The organism is Afipia sp. Root123D2, from assembly GCF_001425835.1.
Classification (GTDB): Bacteria; Pseudomonadota; Alphaproteobacteria; order Rhizobiales; family Xanthobacteraceae; genus Afipia.
On record NZ_LMDP01000001.1, the window covers coordinates 296,837 to 319,359 of the forward strand.

Here is a 22,523-nt window from a genome sequence, read left to right on the forward strand (position 1 = left end):
AAACCAGCTTCAATTGCTCATTTTCCCACAGCCTGTCCACCCGATATCCACCGGTCATACAGGGTTTATCGACAGTCTGGCTGATCAGTTGTCCGCAGACTCTAAACATAGATATGCCCTGTCCTACCCACAGGGTTATCCCGGGCTTATGGGCTAATTATCCACAGGCATGTCAACATGAAATCCACAGATTTATCCACAGGCTAAAGGAACAGCGCCTGATGGTCGCGCAGGACGGTCTGGGCTGCGTTGAAGCCCGGCGCGCCGGTGACGCCGCCGCCGGGATGAGCGCCCGCGCCGCAGTGATAGAGCCCCTTCAGCGGCCCGCGATAGTCGGCATGGCCCAGCATCGGCCGCGCCGAGAACAACTGGTTGAGCGTCAGCGCGCCGTGGAAAATGTCGCCGCCGATCAGGCCGAATTCGCGCTCCAGATCGAGCGGCGACAGGATCTGCCGTCCGATCACGCTGGCGGAGAAGCCGGGCGCATAGCGATCCACCGTCGCGATCATCAGATCCGCGACCTCGTCGCGCTTGTCGTCCCACGACATCCCCTCCGGCAACTGCGGCGCGACGTGCTGGCAGAACAGGCTGGCGACGTGTTGGCCCGCCGGGCTCAGCGAGTCATCGAGCGTGGAGGGGATCAAGACCTCCACCACTGGCTCACGGCTCCAGCCATGCTGTCGCGCATCCTGCCAGGCACGGTCCATGTAACCCAGGCTCGGCCCGAGGATGATGCCACTGGTCAGGTGATCGCCGTTCCCGGGCAGGGCCGTGAATGACGGCAGCGCCGACAGCGCGACATTCATGCGGAAGGTGCCGGAACCGTTGCGATACTTTTCGATGCGATCACGGAACGGCTTCGGCAGGGCATCTGCCGCGATCAGTCGCGTGTAAAGTAATTTCGGATTGAGGTTGGAGACAACGTAACGCGCACGGACTGTCGCGCCGTTGTCGAGGACTGCGCCGACGGCTCGGCCACCCTCGACGATGATCTCGCGCACGCCGGCATCGGTCTCGATATCCGCGCCCTGCGCCCGCGCGGCCGCCGCCATCGCCTGTGTGATCGCGCCCATACCGCCGATGGCATGGCCCCACAGCCCTTTCTTGCCGTTCACCTCACCGAAGGCATGATGCAGCATGACATAGGCCGAGCCGGCGGCGTAGGGGCTGGCATAGTTGCCGACGATGGCATCGAAGCCGTACAGCGCCTTGATGAGGTCGCTTTCGAAACGGTCATCGAGCATCTCACCCGCCGACAACGTGAACAGGTCCAGCAATGTCCGCTGATGTTCGATCGACAGGCGGCGCAGGATGTTGCCGGTTTCCAGCGCGTTGCTGATTTCGCGCAGCGTATTGAGACTCATGCCCTGGACAACGTTTGGCGGCGCACGCAGCACGAACGAGCGCAGCACGTCGGCGATGATCTCGAGTTCGCGATTGAAGCCGTCGATTTTCTCCGCATCGCGGGGGCTGATTTTCGCAAGAGATGTGTGCGTTCGGCCTTCACCGGTCAGGAGATAGCTGCCATCCGGTGCCGGCAGGAAATTCTGCGCGCGGCGCTCGACGATCCGCAGCCCGTGCCGATGCAACTCCAGATCGGAGATGACCCTCGGGTTCAGCGGGCTGACGGTGTAGGCCGCCACCGAGTTGCGGAATCCGGGATGGAATTCCTCGGTCACGGCCGCGCCGCCGACCACCTTGCGTCGCTCGACGACCTTCACCCGCAGGCCGTTCATCGCCAGATAGGCGGCGCAGGTCAGGCCGTTGTGGCCCGCGCCGATAATGAGTGCTTCGTAGTCGGACATGAATCATTTTAGGCACGATCCGGAAAAGTGGAAACCGGATTTCGGCACAGATAATTGCTCATACATTAAGAACGGCAACGGCCCGGCGCGGCGGCGGAGGCAAATCAGGCCGCTGTGGAATGACGTGCCAGTCTGTGCCGCCGGCGCCAATTGGTCACGGGCATGTTATTGCCCGGCTGGTGGGGCTGTGGTCCAATCGGCGAGCCTCCGGCGATGTGCCGGGTTTCTGCGGAGCTTTCATGACGTCGATGCCGTCCGTGTCCGCGAGCGAGGTCTCCGGCAAGCGAAACGCTCGTGTGCTTGTCGTCTATACGGCGGCGATTTTCACCAGCGCCCTGCTGTTGTTTTCAGTCCAGCCGCTGTTCACCAAAATGGTACTGCCGCGTCTCGGCGGCTCACCGGCGGTGTGGTCGGTGGCGATGGTGTTCTTCCAGTCATTGCTGCTCGGCGGCTATGCCTACGCGCATTATCTGATGACGCTGAAGAGCCGGGTCATTCCGGTGGTCATCCATCTATGCCTGCTGGTTGCGGCGCTCCTGACGCTGCCTCTTTCGATTTCGGAAGGATGGGGGACGCCGCCGGCGAGTGGCTACGCGATCTGGCTGCTCGGCCTGTTCGCGGTGTCGATCGGCCTGCCGTTCTTCGCGCTGGCCGCCAACAATCCGATGCTGCAGGCGTGGTTCGTCCGCACCGGCCACCCCGATGGGCCTGATCCATATTTCCTCTATGCGTCGTCGAATATCGGCAGCTTTCTTGCGCTGCTGTCGTACCCGGTGCTGCTGGAACCGATATTCACGCTGCACACGCAGAATGTGATGTGGACGGTGGGGTATGGCGTTCTGATCCTGCTGATTGCTCTGTGCGGCGTGCTGCTGGTCCGTTCGCCGGCGATGACGCCCGCCGCGGTCGAGGCGTCCGATGGAGATGCGCCCGCGCCGAGCTGGGCAATTCGAGCGCGCTGGATTTTCCTTGCGGCAGTTCCTTCGGGTCTTTTGATCGCAGTAACTGCTCATATCTCGACCGACGTCGCCGCCGCACCGTTGCTGTGGGTGCTTCCGCTATCGCTGTACCTGTTGACGTGGGTGCTGGTGTTCCAGTCGCGGCCGCTATTGCCGCATGCCTGGATGCTCGGGCTGCAGCCGCTGGCGATCGCAGGCGTCATGGTGCTGCTCGCGGTCGGTGGCGAGCAGAACCTGCTGCTGACGCTCGGCGGACATCAATTGTGTTTCTTCATCATCGCAATGGCTTGCCACGGTGAACTGGCGCGTACCCGCCCCGCCGCGCGTTATCTGACCGGCTTTTATGTTGCGCTGTCGTTCGGCGGCATGGTCGGCGGATTGTTCGCGGGTCTGGTCGCGCCGTTCACGTTCTCATGGATCGCGGAGTATCCGATTCTGCTCGCGCTCGCCGCTTTGTGCCGGCCTGCATCCACCCGTGAGGCAAGGGGCGGATCCGGCTTGTGGGCGATTGCGATGGTTGTCGCGGTAGGCTTGATCGCTGCTTCTTACTGGACAGGGCACACCGTCGAGATGCTGGAGACCAATCGTGTCTGGCTCGTTGCAGGCGTAGCTGTTGTGGCGGTTTTGCTCGCGGTGCCATTCGGGATCGGCCGCTGGAAGTTGGCGGCGCTGGTCGCCGTGGGGTTGATGTTGATCCGGGTCTATCCTGCCGATGAAGGGCGCGTCGAAACCGTGCGCAGCTTTTTCGGCGTTCACAAGATCGTGGTCACTCCCGGCGGCCAGTATCACGTCCTGATGCACGGCACGACGATCCACGGTGCCGAGAAATTCCAGAATGACGATGGCACGCCGGTGACCGGACGGCCGGAAACGATCAGCTACTATCATAAGGACGGTGGGATCGGCCGGGCCATCACGGCGATCCGCGCGCGCAAGGGCGCGCCGCTCCGCGTCGCGGTGATCGGCCTCGGTGCCGGGACGCTGGCCTGCCAGTCCATGCCGGGCGAGACCTGGAAGTTTTTCGAGATCGATCAGTCGATGGTCGATACCGCGCGCGATCCGAAATACTTCACGTTCGTCTCATCGTGCCAACCCGATATGCAGCCGGTGCTCGGTGACGCACGATTGACTTTCGCCAGAGAGCTGGATGGCGTCTACGATCTGATCATCGTCGATGCCTATTCCTCGGATGCAATCCCGATCCATCTCGCCACGGAAGAGGCGATGGCGATCTACAAGTCGAAGCTCGCCGAACATGGCGCGGTGCTGATGCACGTGTCCAACCGGCATCTCGAACTGGCCAGCGTCGTCGTCGGGATTGCGGACGAGAACGATCTCAAGAGCTGGGTCTATAACGAGGATTCCGGGCGAGACGGCGAATATATCTTCACCACGGAGGTCGTGTTATCGGCACGGGAAGCCGCCGACGTTGGCCATGTGGCGGCGGATGACAAGTGGACGTTGACGAAAGCCACCGAGGGCCAACGCGTCTGGACTGACGATTATTCCAACGTGCTCGGCGCAGTCTGGCGACGGTTGCGGAACGGCGACCACTGACTGTGCTACGGCGTTGTCGTTCGGTGCGCAGTGACGGCCTCAGTCGTACACGTAGTAGCGGCTTTGCGGATAAACCTGCCGGCGATACGCCGCCGCGGCACCGGGATCGTTGCTTTCCTCGAGATACCTGCCGGGTGATCGCGGGTCGGGATAGAGCCGACGTCCGCCCGGTGCTTGCATATCGCGATTGCCATAGTAGGCCTGATCCTGCTGGATCAAGCCGTCCTGGTAAGCCCGCTGGCGATACATACGATCCTGGCCGCGGCTGTCTTGATAGGTGCCCTGCGATGCAGAATTGCCATAAGGGCTGCTATCGTAACCCGGTGCGTTCAACGAGCGGTCCGGGGCAATTTCGATCGGTTGTCCGGCTGCTGTGTTAGCGCTGTTCCCGCGAGAAGCGACGTTGCGAGGATTACGCGCCAGCGCCACGCGAGAGGAGCCGGTGAGGGTCACGGTCGTGCTCAGCAATCCTTCCTGCTTCACCAGATTCCACAGCGTAGTGGCATTGGCGCGTGATAGCCGTACGCAGCCATGGGAAACCGGCGCACCGAGGCTTTTAACCGAGTCAGTGCCGTGGATCGCATGGCCCTGCTTGGTGAAGAAGATCGAATGCGGCATCGGCGCATCGTCAAACTCTTTCGAGTAGTGATCCTCTTCCATGCGGAAGGTCTGGAATTTTCCGTTCGGCGTTTCGTGCGAGGGATTTCCGCTCGACACCGGCCAATGATAGCGCGGTACGCCATCCACGGAGACCGTCATCTCCTGCAAATCCTTGTTGACTGTGATCGAGACTGCGGCGTTCGCCGCCGGGATGCCCACGAAAAGCATCAAAGCTGTAACCGGACTCCACAACGCACGCATCGACTGGCCTCCAATGGCCTCTCCCGCCGCCAATGCGAAGTTAGGCACGAAAAATGGCTTTTTCAACAGGGGCTTGGATGCCGTTATAGTGAACGCACGGGGCGATATGCAGTCAGGCCCTGTTCTATTGACGCAAATGAGGTCCTTCGGCCTGTCGCATCGAAACTTTTCCGGCAGTGTAACGTTATAGGGATGATCTAATGGCGATGGGCAAGGACAGAAATGATGAAATCAGCGGTTTTAACCATGAACGCCACGCAGTCGCGACGCTTGCTCTGGGCGTTCGCGTTTCTTGCGATGCTGGCGGTGCCGTTTACTGCGCACGCGCAAGGAATTATCGGCGGCGCTGAGGAAGGCGTTCGTCGAGGCAATCGCGCAGCCGGACCCGTCGGTGGAGTTGTCGGCGGCGCGATCGGCGCGGGCGTCGGCGGAGCGGTCGGTGGTGTGAAGGGCGTTCTGGGAATTCCGGATCGGCGCGCCCATCGGCACTATCGTCATCGTCATCACTACCGGCATCATCGCCGCTACTGAGTCGTGATGAGTGAAGTGTTCAAAGGGATTGGCTCGGGCCAGTCCCTTTTTTCGCTTTATGGAGTGAATAACGCTCAGGTCTTCAGGCGATAACCAGTCCGGAATATCCACCAGATCGTGCTGGTGCAGAGCACGAGGAACGCCAGTGTCATGCCGAGACTTACGCCGACGCTGACGTCAGCAATCTCGAAGAAGCTCCAGCGGAAGCCGCTCACCAGATAGACCACCGGGTTGAACAGCGTCACGTTCTGCCAGAACGTCGGCAGCATGTGGATCGAATAGAAGCTGCCGCCGAGGAATGTCAGTGGCGTGATGACCAGCAGCGGGATCACCTGCAGTTTCTCGAAACCATCCGCCCAGATTCCGATGATGAAACCGAACATGCTGAATGTCACGGCGGTCAGCACCAAAAACGTCATCATCATGAACGGGTGAGCGATCTTCAGCGGCACGAACAATCCGGCCGTTGCGAGGATGATGAGGCCGAGGATGATCGATTTCGTTGCGGCTGCGCCAACATAGCCAAGCACGGCCTCGAAAGACGACACCGGCGCCGACAGCAATTCGTAGATCGTTCCGGTGAACTTCGGAAAATAAATCCCGAATGAAGCGTTGGCGATGCTTTGGGTCAGCAACGACAGCATGATCAGGCCCGGCACAATGAAGGTGCCGTAGCTGACGCCGTCGATCTCGGTGATGCGTGAGCCGATCGCCGCACCGAACACGACAAAGTACAGCGACGTCGAAATCACCGGCGAGACGACGCTCTGCAGCAGCGTGCGAAAGGTGCGCGCCATTTCGAAAACGTATATTGCGCGGACGGCTCGAAAATTCATTGCGGCTTCACTCGATCGTTATTGCTTGACGAGGCTCACGAAGATTTCTTCCAGCGAGCTTTGTGTGGTGTTGAGGTCGTTGAACCGGATTTCCGCCTGGGCGAGATCATTCATCAGGGTGGTGATGCCGGTGCGCTCGCCTTTGGTATCGTAGGTGTAAACCAGCTCGCGGCCGCCATCCGCCAGTTCAAGGCGATAGGCGCCCAGGCTGTCGGGAACGGCAGCTAGCGGCTGCTGGAGGTGAAGTTTGAGCTGCTTCTTGCCGAGCTTCTGCATCAGCAGGGCCTTGTCCTCGATCAGCACGATCTCGCCCTTGTTGATGACGCCGACGCGGTCGGCCATCTCCTCGGCTTCCTCGATGTAGTGAGTGGTCAGGATGATGGTGACGCCGGCATCGCGCAGCGAGCGAACCACGTCCCACATCGCCTTGCGCAATTCGACATCGACACCTGCGGTCGGCTCGTCGAGGAACAGGATTTTAGGCTCATGCGCCAGCGCCTTGGCGATCATGACGCGGCGTTTCATGCCGCCGGACAGCGTGATGATCTGGCTCTTGCGCTTGTCCCACAGCGACAGATCCTTGAGCACCTTTTCGATGTGCGCCGGGTCCTTGGGTTTGCCGAACAGGCCGCGGCTGAAGGAGGCGGTCGCCCACGGGGTTTCCCATGCGTCAGTGTGCAGCTCTTGAGGCACCAGGCCGATCAGTGATCGCGCGGCACGATAGTCGCCGACGATGTCGTGGCCGTCGACCGTCACCGTGCCCTCGGTCTGCTTGGCGAGGCCGCAGATGATGCTGATAAGCGTGGTCTTGCCTGCACCATTCGGACCCAGCAATGCGAAAATCTCACCGCGCCGGATATCGAGGTTGATATTCGACAGCGCCTTCAAGCCGGAGGCATAGGTCTTCGAGACGTTGGAAACGGAAATGATCGGCTGCATCGGGATTTACGGGAGGTTGAATGTGGCGGGCAGGGGAGAGATAGGAAGGCCCCCTGGCGGGTGCAACGGCTTACGCCCTCGTCACGAAACTGTCGACCACCTTCTTCTCGCCGGCTTTCTCGAAGGCAATGGTGAGTTTGTTGCCGTCGACCCGGGCGACGAGGCCGTAACCGAACTTCTGGTGAAACACCCGGTCGCCGAGCGAGAATTCGGAATTGGCGCCGGTGGATTTCGCGATCAGTTCGCCCTCGATCGTCGTTGGCTTGCGGGTGAAGCCGCCGCTGCGCGGGCCGGACTCGTAGCGAGCGCCGGTTTCGTCGAAGCCGCGGCCGCCGCTGCGGGCGCGGTTAGCCTGGGCGCGCTGCCATCCTGGCGTCGTATAGGTCGAACCGAACGATTCGACATTGTCGAAACGTGACGCGCCGAAACCGCCGAAGCCGCCCCAACCCGAGCCGCCCTTGGACTCGGTGATCTCGACATTCTGCGCCGGCAGTTCATCGAGGAAGCGCGACGGCACCGTCGTGGTCCATGACCCGTGAATACGGCGATTGGTGGCGAAATAAAGCATGGCGCGTTTGCGCGCGCGTGTGATGCCGACATGGGCAAGGCGTCGTTCTTCCTCAAGCCCGGCGCGGCCCTGCTCGTCGAGCGCGCGCTGGTGCGGAAACAGGCCTTCCTCCCAGCCGGGAAGGAACACGTTGTCGAATTCGAGTCCCTTGGCGGAATGCAGCGTCATGACCGACACCGCATCCTCGTCGGCGCCGCCTTCGCGATCCATCACCAGTGAAATGTGTTCGAGGAAGCCGTGCAGGTTCTCGAATTCCTCCATCGAGCGCACGAGTTCTTTCAGATTTTCGAGCCGGCCGGCAGCGTCGGCGGAGCGATCCTTCTGCCACATCTCGGTGTAGCCGCTTTCGTCCAGCACGATTTCAGCCAGTTCAGTGTGCGGCACCACCTCGCGCTGCGCGCGCCAGCGGTCGAAATTGGTGATTACGTCACGCAGGCTGCCGCGAGCCTTCGGTTTCAATTCGTCAGTCTCGACGATGGCGCGGGCGGCTTCGGTCAGCGGAATACGGCGTTTGCGCGCGTGATCATGCAGCAACTGCACCGTGGCGTCGCCGAGGCCGCGCTTTGGCACGTTGACGATACGTTCGAAGGCAAGGTCGTCGGCCGGAGAATTGATGACGCGCAGATAGGCGAGCGCGTCGCGAATCTCGGCGCGTTCGTAGAATCGCGGGCCGCCGATCACGCGATAGGGCAGGCCCAGGGTGACGAAGCGATCTTCGAACTCGCGCATCTGGAATGAAGCACGCACCAGAATGGCAATCTCGTTGAGCTTTTGTCCTGCGCGCTGAATCTGCTCGATTTCCTCGCCGATGGCGCGAGCTTCTTCTTCCGAATCCCATGAACCGGTGACGGTGACCTTCTCGCCGTCGACGTCTTCGGTGCGCAGCGTCTTGCCGAGGCGGCCTTCGTTGTGCGCAATCAGATGGGAAGCGGCAGCAAGGATGTGGCCGGTGGAGCGATAGTTGCGTTCCAGACGGATCACTTTCGCGCCGGGAAAATCGTGATCGAAGCGCAGGATGTTGTCGACCTCGGCGCCACGCCATCCATAGATCGACTGGTCGTCGTCGCCGACGCAGCAGATATTTTTCAGGGCGGGGAGAGGAGTGACCTTGTTCGTATCGTCATCACTGGGCTGACGCGCAGCATCGAGATCCGGCAATCCATTTTCCGGAGATGCGATGGATTGTCGGGTCGAGATATTGGAGGATAACGTTTCGCGCTTTTCGCCCGGCAATGACATGCCGGACGTCGCCTGCGCCAGCAGCCGCAGCCACAGATACTGCGCGACGTTCGTGTCCTGATACTCGTCCACCAGAATGTATTTGAAGCGATGCTGATACTGCCGCAGCACGTCGGGATGTTCCCGAAACAGCCGGATGTTCTCCAGCAGCAGATCGCCGAAATCCGCGGCGTTGAGAATCTTCAGCCGCTCCTGATACTGGGTGTAGAGCTTGCCGCCCTTGCCGTTGGCAAACACGGCGCCCTCGCCGGGCGGCACCTGCGAGGGCGTCAACCCGCGATTCTTCCAGCCGTCGATCAGCCCGGCCAGCATCCGTGCCGGCCAGCGCTTGTCGTCGATGTTCTCGGCCTGCAGCAATTGTTTCAGCAGGCGAATCTGGTCGTCGACATCAAGCACGGTGAAATTGGATTTCAACTGCACCAGTTCCGCGTGGGTGCGCAGGATGCGGCCGCCGATGGAGTGGAAGGTGCCGAGCCACGGCATTCCCTCGACCGCCTGACCCAGCATCTCGCTGAGGCGGTGTTTCATTTCGCGTGCCGCCTTGTTGGTGAAGGTCACAGACAGGATTTCGCCCGGCCGTGCCCGCCCCATGCTGAGAATGTGTGCGATACGCGATGTCAGAACGCGGGTTTTGCCGGTCCCCGCACCAGCCAGCACCAGCACTGGACCGTCGAGGGTTTCGACGGCATCGCGCTGTTCGGGATTGAGCGCTGCCAGATATTGCGGAGCCGCGGCGGCGCGCGCACGCGCGGCAATGCCGCCAGCCACGGGCTGGTGGCTCGGCACATCGAAGGGCGGCAGCTTGTTCGGTTCATTCATGCGAATCGTCTTTATCCCTACGATGGCACCCCAGGGCGCGATCAGCAAAAGCGGAATCCGGTTTTGCGTCCGGTCGCGCCCTAAATCATTGAATCGGCGCAAGATCTTGTCGCTGGACCGCTTGCGCTTCTGCGGATCACACGTGTGCGCCGAAAGGGTGGCTCATAGCAGGATCGGGGCAGATATAGGCACTAACGGGCCTTTCGGACAGGCTCGCGCGAGGCGACGTTTTTGGATCGCGCAACGCGCGCCGGGACGACAGCCGGGCATGGCTTTGTTCCCTGCCAGCCAGACTTTTTTGAGTTTCCCGGGCTTTCCGCGTGCTGGAACTTTCATTCCCGGTTTGGATTGTTTTTTCAGCCGCCGCGCGGTGAGCGCGTTCCAATGATCGAATTTGAGGAGAATGTCATGCTGAGCTGGGTCGTTACGTTCCTGATTATCGCGCTGATCGCGGGTATTCTGGGCTTTGGCGGAATCGCCGGCGCATCGATTGAGATCGCGAAGATCGTGTTTTTCATCGCGATCGCACTGTTCGTGGTGTCAGCCCTTGTCAGCCTGGTGCGCGGTCGCGGCAGCGTCTGAGGCGTTATTTGACCGGCATTGCCACCCGGCGGCCGATGCCATCGGGTTGGGGAACGGCGCTGTGAGCCTGGACGACCGCGCGGATGCGTGCGGCGATGTCCGGCGGAAACGGCGCCGTTTTTCGTGCCCGCATGTCGACGTGAAGCGTCATGTTTTCGGAGGTCGCGGAAAGCCAGCCTTCGGTGGCGTGGCGAAGCTCCTCAAATGTGTGAATTCGCTTGTCGTCAGCCGCGACCAAAAACACCGAAACCTGAACCGGATCGCCGAGATGAACCTCGCGCAGATACCGCACATGGCACTCGGCGGTGAAGGTCGATCCATTGCGCTCTTTCATGTATTCGGGACCGATCCCGAGTTCGAGCCACATCTGATCGATGCCGCGGTCGAACAACACATTGTAGTAGGCCATGTTCAGGTGGCCGTTGTAGTCGATCCATTGCGGCTCGATTTGCATGACAGACGTCAGGAACGGCGCAGCATATTGCTGCGGCGCCTCTGATTGGGAAGAACTGGTCGTCATATCCAAACCCGTCTCATTTCAGCGCGTGAGGGTCTCACTTGACCCGTTATCCTTCCTTTGCCACGGTCGGTGGAGCATTGCCAATCCCCAGACAAAGTGGACGAACGTGGCCCCTTCCAGCACCTTGACACGTCCCGCGCCCCAGGCGCTCGCCAGTACACTCGAAGCGCTTGCCGCGCGGTTCGGAAATCAGCTGATCACGTCCCAGGCTGTGCGCGAGCAGCACGCCCACACCACCACCTGGCTGGCGCCGCAACCGCCGGATGCCGTGGTGATGGCGCAGTCCACCGAGGATATTCAGGATGTGGTCCGGATCTGCGCCAGGAACGGCGTGCCGGTCATTCCATTTGGCACCGGCACCTCGCTGGAGGGGCAGGTCAATGCGCCCGCCGGAGGTGTTTGCATCGACCTGCGAGAAATGAACCGCATCATCGCAGTTCATTCCGACGATCTGGATTGCGTGATCGAGCCGGGTGTTACGCGCAAGGCGCTCAACGAATATCTGCGCGATCAGGGCCTGTTCTTCCCGATCGACCCCGGCGCTGACGCATCGATCGGCGGCATGGCGTCAACCCGTGCGTCGGGCACCAACGCGGTGCGTTACGGCACCATGCGTGACAATATTCTGGCGCTGAAAGTGGTGCGCGCCGATGGCGAGATCATCACCACCGGCACCCGGGCCAAGAAATCGTCGGCGGGGTACGACCTGACCCATCTGTTTGTGGGTGCAGAAGGCACGCTCGGCATCATTTCCGAACTGACCATCAAGCTGCGCGGCATTCCGCAAACCATCGCGGCTGCGGCATGTTCGTTTGATACGGTGCAGGGCGCCTGTAACGCCACCATCATGGCAATCCAGACCGGAATTCCGGTGGCGCGGATCGAGTTGCTCAACGCGGCGCAGGTGAAGGCCTGCAATGCCTATTCAAAGCTGTCATTGCCGGAAACGCCGCTCCTTTTGCTCGAATTTCACGGCAGCGATGCCGAAGTCGCCGAGCAGTCGCAGGCGTTCGGTGAGATCGCCAAGGAGTGCGGCGGTGGCGCCTTCGAGTGGACCTCACGTCCAGAGGACCGCACGCGGCTATGGCAGGCGCGGCACGATGCCTATTGGGCGGTGCGCGGTCTGCGGCCTGGTGCGCAGGCCGTCGCCACGGATGTCTGTGTTCCGATTTCGCGGCTGGCGGAATGTGTGGTCGAAACCGAGAAGGATATGGAGACGCTCGGCTTGATCTCGCCCATCGTCGGCCATGTCGGCGACGGCAACTTCCATTGCTCGCTGTTGTGCGATGTGAACGATCCCGAGGAGATGGAACGCGCCGAAGGATTCCTCCATCGTCTGGTCGAGCGCGCGCAGGCGATGGACGGCACCTGCACCGGCGAACATGGCATCGGTCAGGGCAAGCAGAAATACCTGGTCAATGAACTCGGCCCGGAAGCGGTGGAGATGATGCGCACGCTCAAGCGTGCCATCGATCCGCAAAACATCCTCAACCCCGGCAAGATTTTGCCCGCATAAGGAGCGGACGGAGTGGCCGAGGTGCAAGAGGTCGCCAGCGAAGCGATGACGGTGCTTGGCAAGGGGCGCCAGATCGCCCCGTTCTCCTCGCGCCACCCGGCGTTCGATCTGGACGAAGCCTATCGGGTGACCGCCGCAGTCCGGAAGATGCGCGAGGCGGCTGGCGAGCGGGTTCTGGGCCGCAAGATCGGTTTCACCAATCGCACGATCTGGGCGCAGTACGGCGTCTATGCGCCGATCTGGGGTTACGTCTACGACAGCACGGTGCATGATCTGGCGAAGATCGCGGGCGAATTTTCGCTGGCGACACTCGCCGAACCGCGGATCGAACCGGAAATCGTGTTCGGGGTAGCTGCCGCACCGGACGCCGGCATGGACGAGCGGGAGTTGCTCGGTTGTATCGCGTGGGTCGCGCACGGATTTGAGATTGTGCAGTCGGTCTTCCCGGACTGGAGGTTTCCGGCGCCCGACACCGTCGCTGCGTTCGGGCTGCATGGCGCGCTGTTGATCGGTGAGCGGCACCCGGTTTCGGATTCCAATCGCGAGGAATGGCTTCGGACGTTGTCGAACTTTGATATCGCGCTTCATTGCAACGGCGAGGTGGTCGATCGGGGACATGCAGCCAATGTGCTCGACGGGCCACTGTCGGCGCTGCGGCACCTTGTCGAACTGCTCGCGCACGATACAGTCAATCCGGCGGTTGCTGCTGGCGAGATCGTGACAACCGGAACCCTGACCCAGGCAATGCCCGTCAAATCCGGCGAGCGCTGGACGACGGCGCTCTCCGGCGTGACTCTGGACGGTATCGATATCCGCTTTGGCTGACCTCACTCTTGCGGTAGAATCGCGCGGTGGCGGAGGTTCTCCAGCGCCCGTTCGCTTGCGCGAAACGATGCTGTGACTTCGCCTCACTTGTCTCTAATGTGATGGGATCGCGATGCCGAGAGCGGCGTCGCGCGCTTTGAGGACATACCTTGCAGACAACGCTGCTCGGACTGGCGATTGCCTTCATCATTGCGCTGATCGCTGCGCTCGTCGGCCCGTATTATGTCGACTGGAATCAATTTCGGCCGCAATTCGAGGCCGAAGCGTCGCGGATCATCGGCTCCCCGGTGCGGGTCGCGGGCGCGCTCGATGCGCGGCTCTTGCCGACGCCGACGCTACGGCTGAAATCGGTGGCGATCGGCGCGCAGAACGATCCCAGCAAGGTGCGCGTCGAAAAGCTCGATGTCGAATTCAGCCTTGCGTCGCTGATGCGCGGTGAATGGCGCGCCAGCGAGTTGTCGCTTCAGGGACTGGATCTCGACTTCGGCCTCGATCGGCAGGGTCGGATCGATTGGCCCGCGTCACGCGGATACTTCGATTTCGGGTCGTTGGCGATCGACCGGCTCAACCTTGCCGGGCGCGCAGTGCTTCATTATGGCGCAAGCGGCGGTCAGCTCACGCTCGACGATCTCAAATTCAGCGGCGATGTCCGCGCATTGGCAGGCGCGTTACGCGGCGAGGGCAGCGCGCGGATTGCCGGCGCGTACGTTCCGTTCCGGGTTTCGTCGGGAGAAGCACCTGACGGCAAGGGCGCGCGGGTGCGGCTCACACTCGACCCCGGCGATTGGCCGGTGTCCGCCGATCTCGATGGCCACCTGACTTTCGATACCCGCTCGCCGCGGTTCGATGGCGCGCTGACGCTGGCGCGGACCTCAGGGACGCCGTGGCGCATAACAGGCCGGATCAAGGCCGATCCGGGCGTTGCGGCATTCGAGCAGGTCGAAGCCGCCTACGGGCCGGACGATGTTGCCCTGAAGCTCTCGGGGAGCGGCGATCTGCGGCTCGGTGCCCAGCCGTTGCTTCACATGGCATTGTCGGCGCGACAACTCGATGCCGATCGCATGGTGCTGAAGGGGCAACCCGAGGGCACGACTGTTCACCTTATCCCCGGCTTGCGAGCGCTGCTCGCCTCGGTGCCGTTGCCGCCGTTTCCGATGCAGGTTGATTTGAGCGCGGATCAGATCGCGCTCGGCGGCAGGCCGGTCAAGGATTTCACGGCCGCGTTTCATGGCGAAGAGCATGAATGGGCCATCGACGGCATCGCGTTGCGGACGCCGGGCGCGTCTCAATTGACCGTGCGGGGAACGCTGAACAGGCAGAATGACACCACGCGCTTCGCCGGTCCTGTCGTGCTCGAATCCGGCGATCCGGCCGCGCTGATGTCGTGGCTGCAAGGCCGTAGCGATATCGCTTTCCGCAGCCGGAAACCGTTGCGCGTCAATGGCACCGCGACCCTGAGTGCCGATGATTTCTCTCTCACGGGAATGAAGGGCGATTTCGATGGCGGCGCGCTTCAGGGCAATGTCACGGTGTCTGACGCGCGGTTCGATGCGACGCTGAAATCTGAATCGCTCGATCTCGATGCGACGACCGAGTTGGCCCGTGCACTATCCGGTCAGCGCACCAATTGGCCGGGCGAGGCACATGTGTCGCTTGATGTCGCCCGCGGAATTCTCGCGGGGCAGGAGGTGCGCCCGGTCGCGCTCGAATTTTCCTATGGACCGAAGACCGTCTCGATCGATCGGCTGAAACTCGGCGGAGCAGGCGGTGTTGCTGTCGAAGGCAGCGGGACGTTCGATCGTTCGGCTGCAACAGGAAAATTCGCTTTCGATGCGACGGCGGCTTCGTTGTCCCGGTTCGGTGAAGTCATCGCGCCGTTCGCGCCGGCGATCGCCGCGCGGCTGAAAGCCGTGAAGGTCACCAAAGGCAGTGCTCGCGCCCGCTTCGCGGTTGACGTAAGCAAGGCCGCAAATAATCCAGGCCGGTCTACAGCCCGTGCGGTGCTTGATCTCGATGGTTCCGGGATCAAGGGAAGCGCCACGCTGACTGCTGCGCCTGTGATCACTGCCGCCGGTCTCGATCTCGATACACTGGCCAAAAGCGAGATGACGCTCGAGGCGAAATTCACATCGGAGCAAGGGCAGGCACTGCTCGTGCTCGCGGGCGTGGACGGAATTCTGACGGCGGGCGACGGTCCCGCGCGCCTTGAATCGTCGGTGCATGGAACATGGCGCGGCGCAACGCAGTTCAAGGCGAAGGTGACCGGCAGTGGGCTAGATGCCGATGCGCAGGGCAGCGGAGATATATGGACGGCGGAACCGAAGGCTGCGATCGCTCTCGTGGTGCGCAAGGCCAATCTCGCACCGCTGTTCGGGACAAGCGAGCCGCTTCCCGTCAGCATGACGTCGCGTCTTGCGGTAGCAGGCGACAAACTGACATTCGAGGACCTCGACAGTACGGTGAACGGATCTCGCATTCGCGGGAAACTCGCGGTGACGCGCGGTGACGTCACTGGCGTCGACGGCGAGATCGGCATGGATACCATCGATCTTTCGTCACTGGCCGGTTTGGCGCTCGGCACGGCCGGACATGCCGCAACAGAGCCGCTTCGTCCCGGATGGGTGCAGACCTGGCGCGGCCGGGTCGCTTTCCAGTCCCTGCGCGGGAATCTGCGGGGCGGCAGTGAACTTCGGCCAGTCAGCGGTGTTTTTCGCGGTGATGGTCAGTCCTTTGTGCTCGACGGGCTGAAGGCCGGCATCGGTGGCGGCGAGCTCACCGCGACCGTCGAGGGCCGGCAAACCGCGGATGGTCTTGCCGTGAGCGCTCGCGCGCAACTGGAAGGCGTCGATGGCGCGGCGCTGAAATATCGCGGTCTCGCGATGCCGGAGGGCCGCGTTGCGCTGAAGCTCACCCTGCTGAGTCGCGGTCGCAGTCTTGCCGCGTTGTCCGGCAGTCTGTCCGGTAGCGGCGTGGTGTCGCTTCAAGGCGCGAAAATCGCGGGTCTTGGTCCGCAGGCGTTCGATGCCGCCATTCGCGCCGGTGACCTCGATCAGGTCGCCAATGATCGCAAGGTGAAGGCTCTGGTCGATCCCGTGCTGGCGCAGGGCGCGCTGCAAGTGGCGTCGGCGGACATTCCGTTCGATATCCGCGACGGCCGGCTGCGGGTCGGTGCAACCACGCTCGATGGCAAGGATGCTCGCGCCGTGGTGTCCGGCGGCTACGATATCGCGGCAGATCAGCTCAATGTTCGCGCGGCGCTGTCGTCGAACGCCACTGGAACAGAAGGTGTGCGTCCGGAAATCCAGGTCTTCCTGCACGGCACTCCCGACGCGTTCGATCGTGACGTCGACATCACGTCGTTGTCGTCGTGGCTGATGCTGCGCGCGATTGACCGCGAAACCAGGCGGCTCGACCGGTTGCAGGGCGGGGCGCAGCCGTCGGCGCTGCCGGCTCCTCCCGCCAACCCGAAGCCTCCGCAGAGCGATGCGCTCCCGCCGTCGGATGTGCGGATCCCAAGCGGCGATCCGCGCAAGCGGGCACCGGCGGCGAAGCCACCCGCAGCGACGGCGACGATACCGCCGCGTCCCGACGCGACCGCTCCAGCGTTACGGGCGCCGCCTCTGCCACCACCGATCGATATCCGGCCGGCGCCCGGAATGCTTCACCAGAAGCCGCATCCGCCAGCCGCTTCGCCGCCGCGCGCGTCGTTCTAGACTCGGTCAGCCAGCGCCGGAACGATGCTCGGCGGCTTCTGCCGTTCGCCGATGAATACCGCGCTCATCGCGCGGGTCCGGAAATAGTCGAGGACGAATAGCCGGATCGCGGACGACAGGTTGCTGGTTCTGCGGTGTTGGTCGATGGATGCGATCTGCCGCGAGAGCGTGATGCCGCGACGTGCGGCGATGTCCTTGAGGCTGGCCCAGAACGCGTCCTCCAGGCTGACGCTGGTCTTGTGCCCGCCGATCACGACGGATCGCTTGACCACGGCGAACTCCTTGACCGGCGCGGACCGCGCATCATCCATTATCTCGGCCTCATCGTTCAACATGTGATGCTCCATTCCGTTCGATCCGGTTGAACGACGGCCGCGCATGGTCGCGCACGGCGACATCTCACCGAACGGCGTGTTCAGAACAAAATCTGGCGTCTGGAAATCGGACCGGCATGACACCCGGTCACCCTTCGGTTGTGCCGGGGTCTGTCCGTGGAAGGCCGCGACACAGGTACATAGTAACGGCGGTCGCCGATCCTGGATATTCGGCAAACAACGTAAGGGTGAGTCACAATGGTGACGCGATGATCCGGATTTTCCCGGATCATCCGACGAGCGCTCGGCGCTGGAATGAAAACTAGCTGTCGGCCAGTTCAGGAGAGGGCGTCAGCGTCCGCGACCGGAAGTAGTCGAGCACGAAAAGCCGGATCGCGGAGGACAGGTTACCTTGCTGGCGCTTGCTGTCGATCTCGCCGACGAGTTCGGACAGTGTCATGTTCCGAGCCGACGAGATTTCCTTCATGCCGTTCCAGAAGGCTTCTTCAAGGCTGACGCTGGTTTTGTGGCCGGCGACGACGATCGAACGTTTGACGACGGGAGATTTCATGATGCCTCCTCATCATCGAGACGATGCTGGTTCAGGATTTTTTCGGCGCGGCGGGCTTGCTCTGCCGTCAGTTTTTTCTCAGCCTTGGTCCGGCCGAATATTGTCCGATTGGCTTCGGCCTCTTTCGCCGACGCCTCGCGCTCAACGCGCTTTCTGAATCTCTTGAGATTGACCAGGTCCCCCACCGTGGCCTCCTTCATGTAGCAGACTGTGAGTGTGCACCGTGTTCAGTTTCTTGCGAACACGCCTTGCATCATCCAGTCTGAGTCCATCAGCTTCGATCCTTCGTCTGAGTGGGCGTGCGATCGTGGACCGATCGTCTTGCACCGCACAAACGCTGGTATGCTGAAGGTCTAACATGATGAGTTGCGTCGACGGTAGTGCGAAGGTCTACACCTTTAGGCGATAGGGCTGCGGTTATTCGCAAATGCGACTGATGCGCAATGGGTGTGAGAGATCAGGACGAGATTTCATCCCGGGTGCGTCATCTTGTCCGGCTTCACCAGCCTGTCGAATTCAGCAGCGGTGACGAAGCCGAAGCGCACCGCTTCCTCTTTCAGAGTCGTTCCGCGAGCGTGAGCGGTCTTGGCAACTTTCGCTGCGTTGTCGTAGCCAATTTTCGGCGCCAGCGCTGTCACCAGCATCAGCGAACGCTGCATCAATTCATCGATGCGCTTCTCGTCAGCTTTGATTCCGACAACGCAATGTTCGGTAAAGGAGCGTGCGGCATCCGCCATCAATCGGATGGATTGAAGCATGCAGTATACCAGTACCGGTTTGTAGACGTTCAACTCGAAATGTCCCTGACTGCCTGCCACGGTGATGGTGGTGTGGTTGCCGAAAATCTGGCTGCACACCATCGTCATGGCTTCGCACTGAGTTGGGTTGACCTTGCCCGGCATGATCGATGAGCCGGGCTCGTTCTCCGGCAAGATTAATTCGCCGAGACCCGACCGCGGGCCGGAGCCGAGCAGGCGGATGTCGTTGGCGATCTTGAACAGCCCGGTCGCCATCGCGTTGATGGCGCCATGCACGAAGACGTAGGCATCGTTCGATGCCAAAGCCTCGAACTTGTTCGGCGCGCTGGTGAACGGCAGTTTGGTGATCGCGGCGGCATGTTTGGCAAACAGCTTCGCAAATCTCGGCTTGGCATTGAGGCCGGTGCCGACTGCGGTGCCACCCTGCGCCAGCGGATAGAGATCCTTCACCGTCACGCGCAGGCGTGCGATGCCGCTTTCCACCTGCGCGGCATAGCCGGAAAATTCCTGACCGAGCGTGAGCGGTGTCGCATCCTGCGTATGGGTTCGTCCGATCTTGACGATTTTCGCAAACGCTTTCTCCTTTTTGCGGAGTGCGTCGAGCAGAACGGTTAGCGCCGGAATCAGGTCATTGGTGATGCGCTCCGCAGCGGCGATATGCATCGCCGTCGGAAACGAGTCATTCGACGACTGACTCATATTGACGTGATCGTTCGGATGAACCGGCTTTTTGGTGCCGAGTTCGCCGCCGAGCAGATCGTTGGCGCGATTGGCGATGACCTCGTTGAGGTTCATGTTGCTCTGGGTGCCCGAACCGGTCTGCCACACGACGAGAGGGAAGTGGCCGTCGAGCTCGCCGTCGATCACCTCGCGGGCGGCACGTGAAATCGCGCGCGCGCGCCGCTGATCAAGAAGGCCAAGTTCGAGATTGGTTTTCGCCGCCGCCAGCTTGACGATCCCGAGCGCGCGGATCAGCGGCGTCGGCATCCGTTCTTCGCCGATCCGGAAATTCTGGCGCGAACGTTCGGTCTGCGCGCCCCAATAGCGATCGGACGGAACTTCGATCGGCCCGAACGTGTCGGTTTCGGTTCGGGTTGCTTTGCGCGATCCGGCCATGATGTCACCTGCTGTCGGCCGATCGGGGATCGGCATCTTAAGACGGGCTGCGATGGCAACCCGGTCATTCAGCAGGCAACTAACGGTGGAAACCGCGCCGGGACAAGTCCGGCGAGGACTACTTTTTCCGGAAACGGTCTAACCTGACGACCTCGGCGCCCTCGCGCGGCTTGTCCAATTCGTCATCACCGCTTTCGGGGGCGGGCGATGGAGCTGCATCGGTCGAAACGGCGGCGGGCGCGGTTTGCGAGGCGTCATCGGATTCCGCGTCCGGCGCGGACAGATCGGCGGTCTCGAACTGCAGGCCGAACTGGACCGACGGATCGAAGAAACTCTTGATGGCGCTGAACGGCACGACAAGCCGCTCTGGAATGCCGCCGAATGATAGTCCGACTTCGAAACGCTCTTCCGTGACGATGAGGTCCCAGAACTGATGCTGCAGGATAACGGTCATTTCCTGCGGGTACTGCGACAGCAGACGCGGCGACAGCTTGACGCCTTCGGCGTTCGACAGGAACGTGATGTAGAAATGATGCTCGCCGGGCAGCCCATGCTCTGCGGCGTCAGTCAGGACGCGGCGCAGGACGCCGCGCAGCGCGTCGCGCGCCAGAACATCATAGCGAATTTGATCGGTTGCCATCGGTCAGTCCCGTCGAATTGTAATCACGACCATACACGGTGTCGAAGCAGACGATCCGACTCGGCCAACTTGGGCCATGCTAGCGCGCCGCACCGCCGCGGTCAGCATCGTCCGGGCCGATCCAGAGAAATTCTCGCCCCCGATGCGAAAAAGCAGCACCAAATCGTGAGGTCTGGGCAGGTCGGCTGGCATCGGGAGTGAAGTGGAGGCTTCTGTTGCCAGGTGCCTCCGAACCCCGCCTGCCGGAGCTTAACCCGTCAGGACTTTAAGATGGTCTTTCAAACTGCGTTACGCAGCCTGAGCAACCGGAGCATAGTTGTCGTTTGCAACTATTGCGTAGCCCGATAACGGCGGAACAATACCGGGAAAAAACTCGCCCTTTACGCCCTCGTCGATCCTGTTTCGCCCCCGCCGAAGCCCGCCAGCGCTGGCTGGGCAATTCGGGCTTTGGTGGAGGCGCCGGGTGCTGCCCCCGGGTCCGAATGGTTTATTACGACGGCCATTTATTTCCATAGCCGGCGAACCGGCCCTCTCAATATAGGGGGCGAAGGTTGACGAAAAAAGGCCTTTGGGGGCCTGACCGGGGTTTTCGCTGGTTTATCTTCCGGGCTGCGCTGGCCGCAGACGCACCCGCCGCGAAAAGCTGTTGGCCCGGTTCGAGCCTCATTCTAAATCTCGTTCATGCCCACGGACTCCGTCGCCACCGATTCTGCTCCCGACACGGCCGTTTCTCCTGCTCCCGCTGTTTCGCCACCGGGGCTGGTGGAGTTGTTCGTTGTTTTCGCGAAGATGTCACTGGCGGGCTTCGGTGGGGTGCTGGTGTGGGCGCGCCGCGCGCTCGTCGATCAGCATCGCTGGATGACGGCGGAGGAGTTCAAGGAAGCCTTCGCGCTTTGTCACTTCCTCCCGGGGCCCAATATCGTCAACCTGTCGGTGGTGTTCGGCGCCCGTTTTCGCGGCGTTCCCGGCAGCATTGCAGCGCTCATCGGATTGCTCGGCCCGCCGGTGGTGATCGTCACCGTTCTCGCGGCGATCTATGCGCGCTACGGCCAAATCGATGCGCTGCAGCGGATTCTGGCGGGCGTGTCGTGTGCCGCCGTGGGCTTTTTTTTGCGGTGATTGCCCGGATGACGCTGCCGTTGTTGAAACATCGCGATCCGGTTGCGCTGGTCGTTCTGGTCGCGGTGTTCATCGCGATCGGAATTGCCCGGTTTCCGCTGCCGGTGGTGCTAGTGGTGGCGGTTCCCGCCAGCGTCGCGATTACCTGGTGGATTCGCAGGCGGGCCGCGGCATGAACACCAGTCTGGGCGCGTACCTGACGATGGCATGGACCTTCGGTCTGATGTCGTTGCTGGCGATCGGCGGCGCGAATTCCGTTATTCCCGAGATGCACCGGCTTGCCGTCGATGTTCATCACTGGATGAACGATGCCCAGTTCGCCGACATGTTCGGCATTGCCCAACTGTCACCGGGGCCGAATGTCCTGATTGTGACGCTGATCGGCTACCACGTTGCCGGCATCGGCGGTGCGGCGGTGGCGACGTTGGCGATGTGCGGTCCGTCGGCGATGTTTGCCTATTTCATCAATCACGTGCTGAAGCGATCCAGCCATTCGCCATGGCCGGCGCTGTTGCAGGCCGCCCTGGTTCCGGTATCGATCGGGCTGATGTGCGCGAGCGGCTTGGTGCTGGCGTTGACCGTCGACCGATCATGGGCCGCGGCTGGCCTGACCATCGCCGCGGCAGTGGTCACGTTCACGACCAACCTCAATCCGCTTTGGATGCTGGTTATCGGCGGCTGTATTGGATTCGCCGGCGCCGTGTAATGTGATCCTGGCTGTAGTATTCGGGCCGG

18 protein-coding genes, 1 other RNA gene and 1 pseudogene are annotated in these 22,523 nt (G+C 61.8%); 8 read left to right on the plus strand and 12 right to left on the minus strand.

The features are described 5' to 3' along the window. Window positions 1–203: 203 nt before the first annotated feature. The gene (locus ASC80_RS01360; RefSeq protein ID WP_056292165.1) at window positions 204–1,805 is read right to left on the minus strand and encodes a phytoene desaturase family protein; all 1,602 of its coding nucleotides are present in this window, start codon (window positions 1,803–1,805) and stop codon (window positions 204–206) included. Window positions 1,806–2,044: 239 nt separating this feature from the next. On the opposite strand from ASC80_RS01360, the gene ASC80_RS01365 reads away from it, so the two are divergent. After that, on the plus strand, window positions 2,045–4,321 hold the full coding sequence (locus ASC80_RS01365; protein WP_056292166.1) for a spermidine synthase: 2,277 nt from the start codon (window positions 2,045–2,047) through the stop codon (window positions 4,319–4,321). A gap of 39 nt (window positions 4,322–4,360) precedes the next feature. On the opposite strand, the gene ASC80_RS01370 is transcribed toward ASC80_RS01365, so the two are convergent. Further along, a complete protein-coding gene (locus ASC80_RS01370; RefSeq protein ID WP_056292169.1) occupies window positions 4,361–5,182 on the minus strand; it encodes a L,D-transpeptidase in 822 nt (273 codons plus the stop codon). 225 nt (window positions 5,183–5,407) lie between these two features. Between ASC80_RS01370 and ASC80_RS24280 the strand changes: the two genes are divergently transcribed. Next, window positions 5,408–5,713 (plus strand): hypothetical protein, encoded by a 306-nt coding sequence (locus ASC80_RS24280; protein WP_056295408.1) that lies wholly within the window; start codon window positions 5,408–5,410, stop codon window positions 5,711–5,713. Window positions 5,714–5,787: 74 nt separating this feature from the next. Here the strand turns inward: ASC80_RS24280 and ASC80_RS01380 are convergent, their stop codons facing one another. From ASC80_RS01380 to ASC80_RS01390, 3 genes are all read right to left on the minus strand, one after another. Further along, window positions 5,788–6,549 (minus strand): ABC transporter permease, encoded by a 762-nt coding sequence (locus ASC80_RS01380; protein ID WP_056292171.1) that lies wholly within the window; start codon window positions 6,547–6,549, stop codon window positions 5,788–5,790. 18 nt (window positions 6,550–6,567) lie between these two features. Continuing rightward, on the minus strand, window positions 6,568–7,488 hold the full coding sequence (locus ASC80_RS01385) for an ABC transporter ATP-binding protein (protein WP_056292173.1): 921 nt from the start codon (window positions 7,486–7,488) through the stop codon (window positions 6,568–6,570). Window positions 7,489–7,558: 70 nt separating this feature from the next. Further along, a complete protein-coding gene (locus ASC80_RS01390) occupies window positions 7,559–10,114 on the minus strand; it encodes an ATP-dependent helicase (protein ID WP_056292174.1) in 2,556 nt (851 codons plus the stop codon). A 408-nt stretch (window positions 10,115–10,522) separates the two neighbouring features. Here ASC80_RS01390 and ASC80_RS01395 point away from each other — a divergent pair, with 408 nt between their 5' ends. Further along, window positions 10,523–10,696 carry a DUF1328 domain-containing protein gene (locus ASC80_RS01395; RefSeq protein ID WP_082512466.1) on the plus strand — a complete coding sequence of 58 codons (174 nt, stop codon included), beginning with the start codon at window positions 10,523–10,525 and terminating at the stop codon, window positions 10,694–10,696. Between the two features lie 4 nt (window positions 10,697–10,700). Here the strand turns inward: ASC80_RS01395 and ASC80_RS01400 are convergent, their stop codons facing one another. After that, a complete protein-coding gene (locus ASC80_RS01400) occupies window positions 10,701–11,216 on the minus strand; it encodes a thioesterase family protein (RefSeq protein WP_056292176.1) in 516 nt (171 codons plus the stop codon). Between the two features lie 106 nt (window positions 11,217–11,322). On the opposite strand from ASC80_RS01400, the gene ASC80_RS01405 reads away from it, so the two are divergent. The 3 genes from ASC80_RS01405 to ASC80_RS01415 all read left to right on the plus strand — a co-directional run bounded on the left by ASC80_RS01405 (window position 11,323) and on the right by ASC80_RS01415 (window position 17,270). Further along, window positions 11,323–12,732: an FAD-binding oxidoreductase gene (locus tag ASC80_RS01405; protein ID WP_156464212.1), complete on the plus strand. Its 1,410-nt coding sequence runs from the start codon at window positions 11,323–11,325 to the stop codon at window positions 12,730–12,732. 45 nt (window positions 12,733–12,777) lie between these two features. Beyond that, window positions 12,778–13,557: a 2-keto-4-pentenoate hydratase gene (locus ASC80_RS01410; RefSeq protein ID WP_056295410.1), complete on the plus strand. Its 780-nt coding sequence runs from the start codon at window positions 12,778–12,780 to the stop codon at window positions 13,555–13,557. Between the two features lie 149 nt (window positions 13,558–13,706). Then, window positions 13,707–17,270 carry an AsmA family protein gene (locus ASC80_RS01415; protein ID WP_056292178.1) on the plus strand — a complete coding sequence of 1,188 codons (3,564 nt, stop codon included), beginning with the start codon at window positions 13,707–13,709 and terminating at the stop codon, window positions 17,268–17,270. Here ASC80_RS01415 and ASC80_RS01420 read toward each other — a convergent pair. The 6 genes from ASC80_RS01420 to ssrA all read right to left on the minus strand — a co-directional run bounded on the left by ASC80_RS01420 (window position 17,267) and on the right by ssrA (window position 21,236). After that, the gene (locus ASC80_RS01420) at window positions 17,267–17,605 is read right to left on the minus strand and encodes a ribbon-helix-helix domain-containing protein (protein WP_244487159.1); all 339 of its coding nucleotides are present in this window, start codon (window positions 17,603–17,605) and stop codon (window positions 17,267–17,269) included. The two genes, ASC80_RS01415 and ASC80_RS01420, sit on opposite strands and share 4 nt — an antisense overlap. Window positions 17,606–17,906: 301 nt before the next feature. Next, entirely contained in the window at window positions 17,907–18,155 is a 249-nt protein-coding gene (locus ASC80_RS01425) for a ribbon-helix-helix domain-containing protein (RefSeq protein WP_056292179.1), read from the minus strand. Beyond that, on the minus strand, window positions 18,152–18,340 hold the full coding sequence (locus ASC80_RS01430) for a DUF4169 family protein (protein ID WP_056295414.1): 189 nt from the start codon (window positions 18,338–18,340) through the stop codon (window positions 18,152–18,154). Before ASC80_RS01430 ends, ASC80_RS01425 begins: the two co-directional genes overlap by 4 nt. Before the next feature lie 285 nt (window positions 18,341–18,625). Continuing rightward, window positions 18,626–20,029, minus strand: coding sequence for a class II fumarate hydratase (fumC, locus tag ASC80_RS01435; protein WP_056295417.1), 1,404 nt, complete (start codon window positions 20,027–20,029; stop codon window positions 18,626–18,628). A gap of 118 nt (window positions 20,030–20,147) precedes the next feature. Beyond that, window positions 20,148–20,669 carry an SspB family protein gene (locus ASC80_RS01440; RefSeq protein WP_056292180.1) on the minus strand — a complete coding sequence of 174 codons (522 nt, stop codon included), beginning with the start codon at window positions 20,667–20,669 and terminating at the stop codon, window positions 20,148–20,150. A 201-nt stretch (window positions 20,670–20,870) separates the two neighbouring features. Further along, window positions 20,871–21,236, minus strand: a transfer-messenger RNA (tmRNA) gene (ssrA, locus tag ASC80_RS22875). A gap of 114 nt (window positions 21,237–21,350) precedes the next feature. Here ssrA and ASC80_RS01445 point away from each other — a divergent pair. Further along, window positions 21,351–21,964 (plus strand): annotated as a pseudogene (locus ASC80_RS01445) (chromate transporter). After that, on the plus strand, window positions 21,961–22,494 hold the full coding sequence (locus ASC80_RS01450) for a chromate transporter (protein WP_056295420.1): 534 nt from the start codon (window positions 21,961–21,963) through the stop codon (window positions 22,492–22,494). Before ASC80_RS01445 ends, ASC80_RS01450 begins: the two are co-directional and overlap by 4 nt. Window positions 22,495–22,523: the final 29 nt, after the last annotated feature.

Excerpts from the sequence above, each read along its gene's own strand:
- ASC80_RS01360 (WP_056292165.1), bottom strand. The coding sequence starts at position 1,805 with ATGTCCGACTACGAAGCACTCATTATCGGCGCGGGCCACAACGGCCTG.
- ASC80_RS01365 (WP_056292166.1), top strand. The coding sequence starts at position 2,045 with ATGACGTCGATGCCGTCCGTGTCCGCGAGCGAGGTCTCCGGCAAGCGA.
- ASC80_RS01370 (WP_056292169.1), bottom strand. The coding sequence starts at position 5,182 with ATGCGTGCGTTGTGGAGTCCGGTTACAGCTTTGATGCTTTTCGTGGGC.
- ASC80_RS24280 (WP_056295408.1), top strand. The coding sequence starts at position 5,408 with ATGAAATCAGCGGTTTTAACCATGAACGCCACGCAGTCGCGACGCTTG.
- ASC80_RS01380 (WP_056292171.1), bottom strand. The coding sequence starts at position 6,549 with ATGAATTTTCGAGCCGTCCGCGCAATATACGTTTTCGAAATGGCGCGC.
- ASC80_RS01385 (WP_056292173.1), bottom strand. The coding sequence starts at position 7,488 with ATGCAGCCGATCATTTCCGTTTCCAACGTCTCGAAGACCTATGCCTCC.
- ASC80_RS01390 (WP_056292174.1), bottom strand. The coding sequence starts at position 10,114 with ATGAATGAACCGAACAAGCTGCCGCCCTTCGATGTGCCGAGCCACCAG.
- ASC80_RS01395 (WP_082512466.1), top strand. The coding sequence starts at position 10,523 with ATGCTGAGCTGGGTCGTTACGTTCCTGATTATCGCGCTGATCGCGGGT.
- ASC80_RS01400 (WP_056292176.1), bottom strand. The coding sequence starts at position 11,216 with ATGACGACCAGTTCTTCCCAATCAGAGGCGCCGCAGCAATATGCTGCG.
- ASC80_RS01410 (WP_056295410.1), top strand. The coding sequence starts at position 12,778 with ATGACGGTGCTTGGCAAGGGGCGCCAGATCGCCCCGTTCTCCTCGCGC.
- ASC80_RS01420 (WP_244487159.1), bottom strand. The coding sequence starts at position 17,605 with ATGTTGAACGATGAGGCCGAGATAATGGATGATGCGCGGTCCGCGCCG.
- ASC80_RS01425 (WP_056292179.1), bottom strand. The coding sequence starts at position 18,155 with ATGAAATCTCCCGTCGTCAAACGTTCGATCGTCGTCGCCGGCCACAAA.
- fumC (WP_056295417.1), bottom strand. The coding sequence starts at position 20,029 with ATGGCCGGATCGCGCAAAGCAACCCGAACCGAAACCGACACGTTCGGG.
- ASC80_RS01440 (WP_056292180.1), bottom strand. The coding sequence starts at position 20,669 with ATGGCAACCGATCAAATTCGCTATGATGTTCTGGCGCGCGACGCGCTG.
- ASC80_RS01450 (WP_056295420.1), top strand. The coding sequence starts at position 21,961 with ATGAACACCAGTCTGGGCGCGTACCTGACGATGGCATGGACCTTCGGT.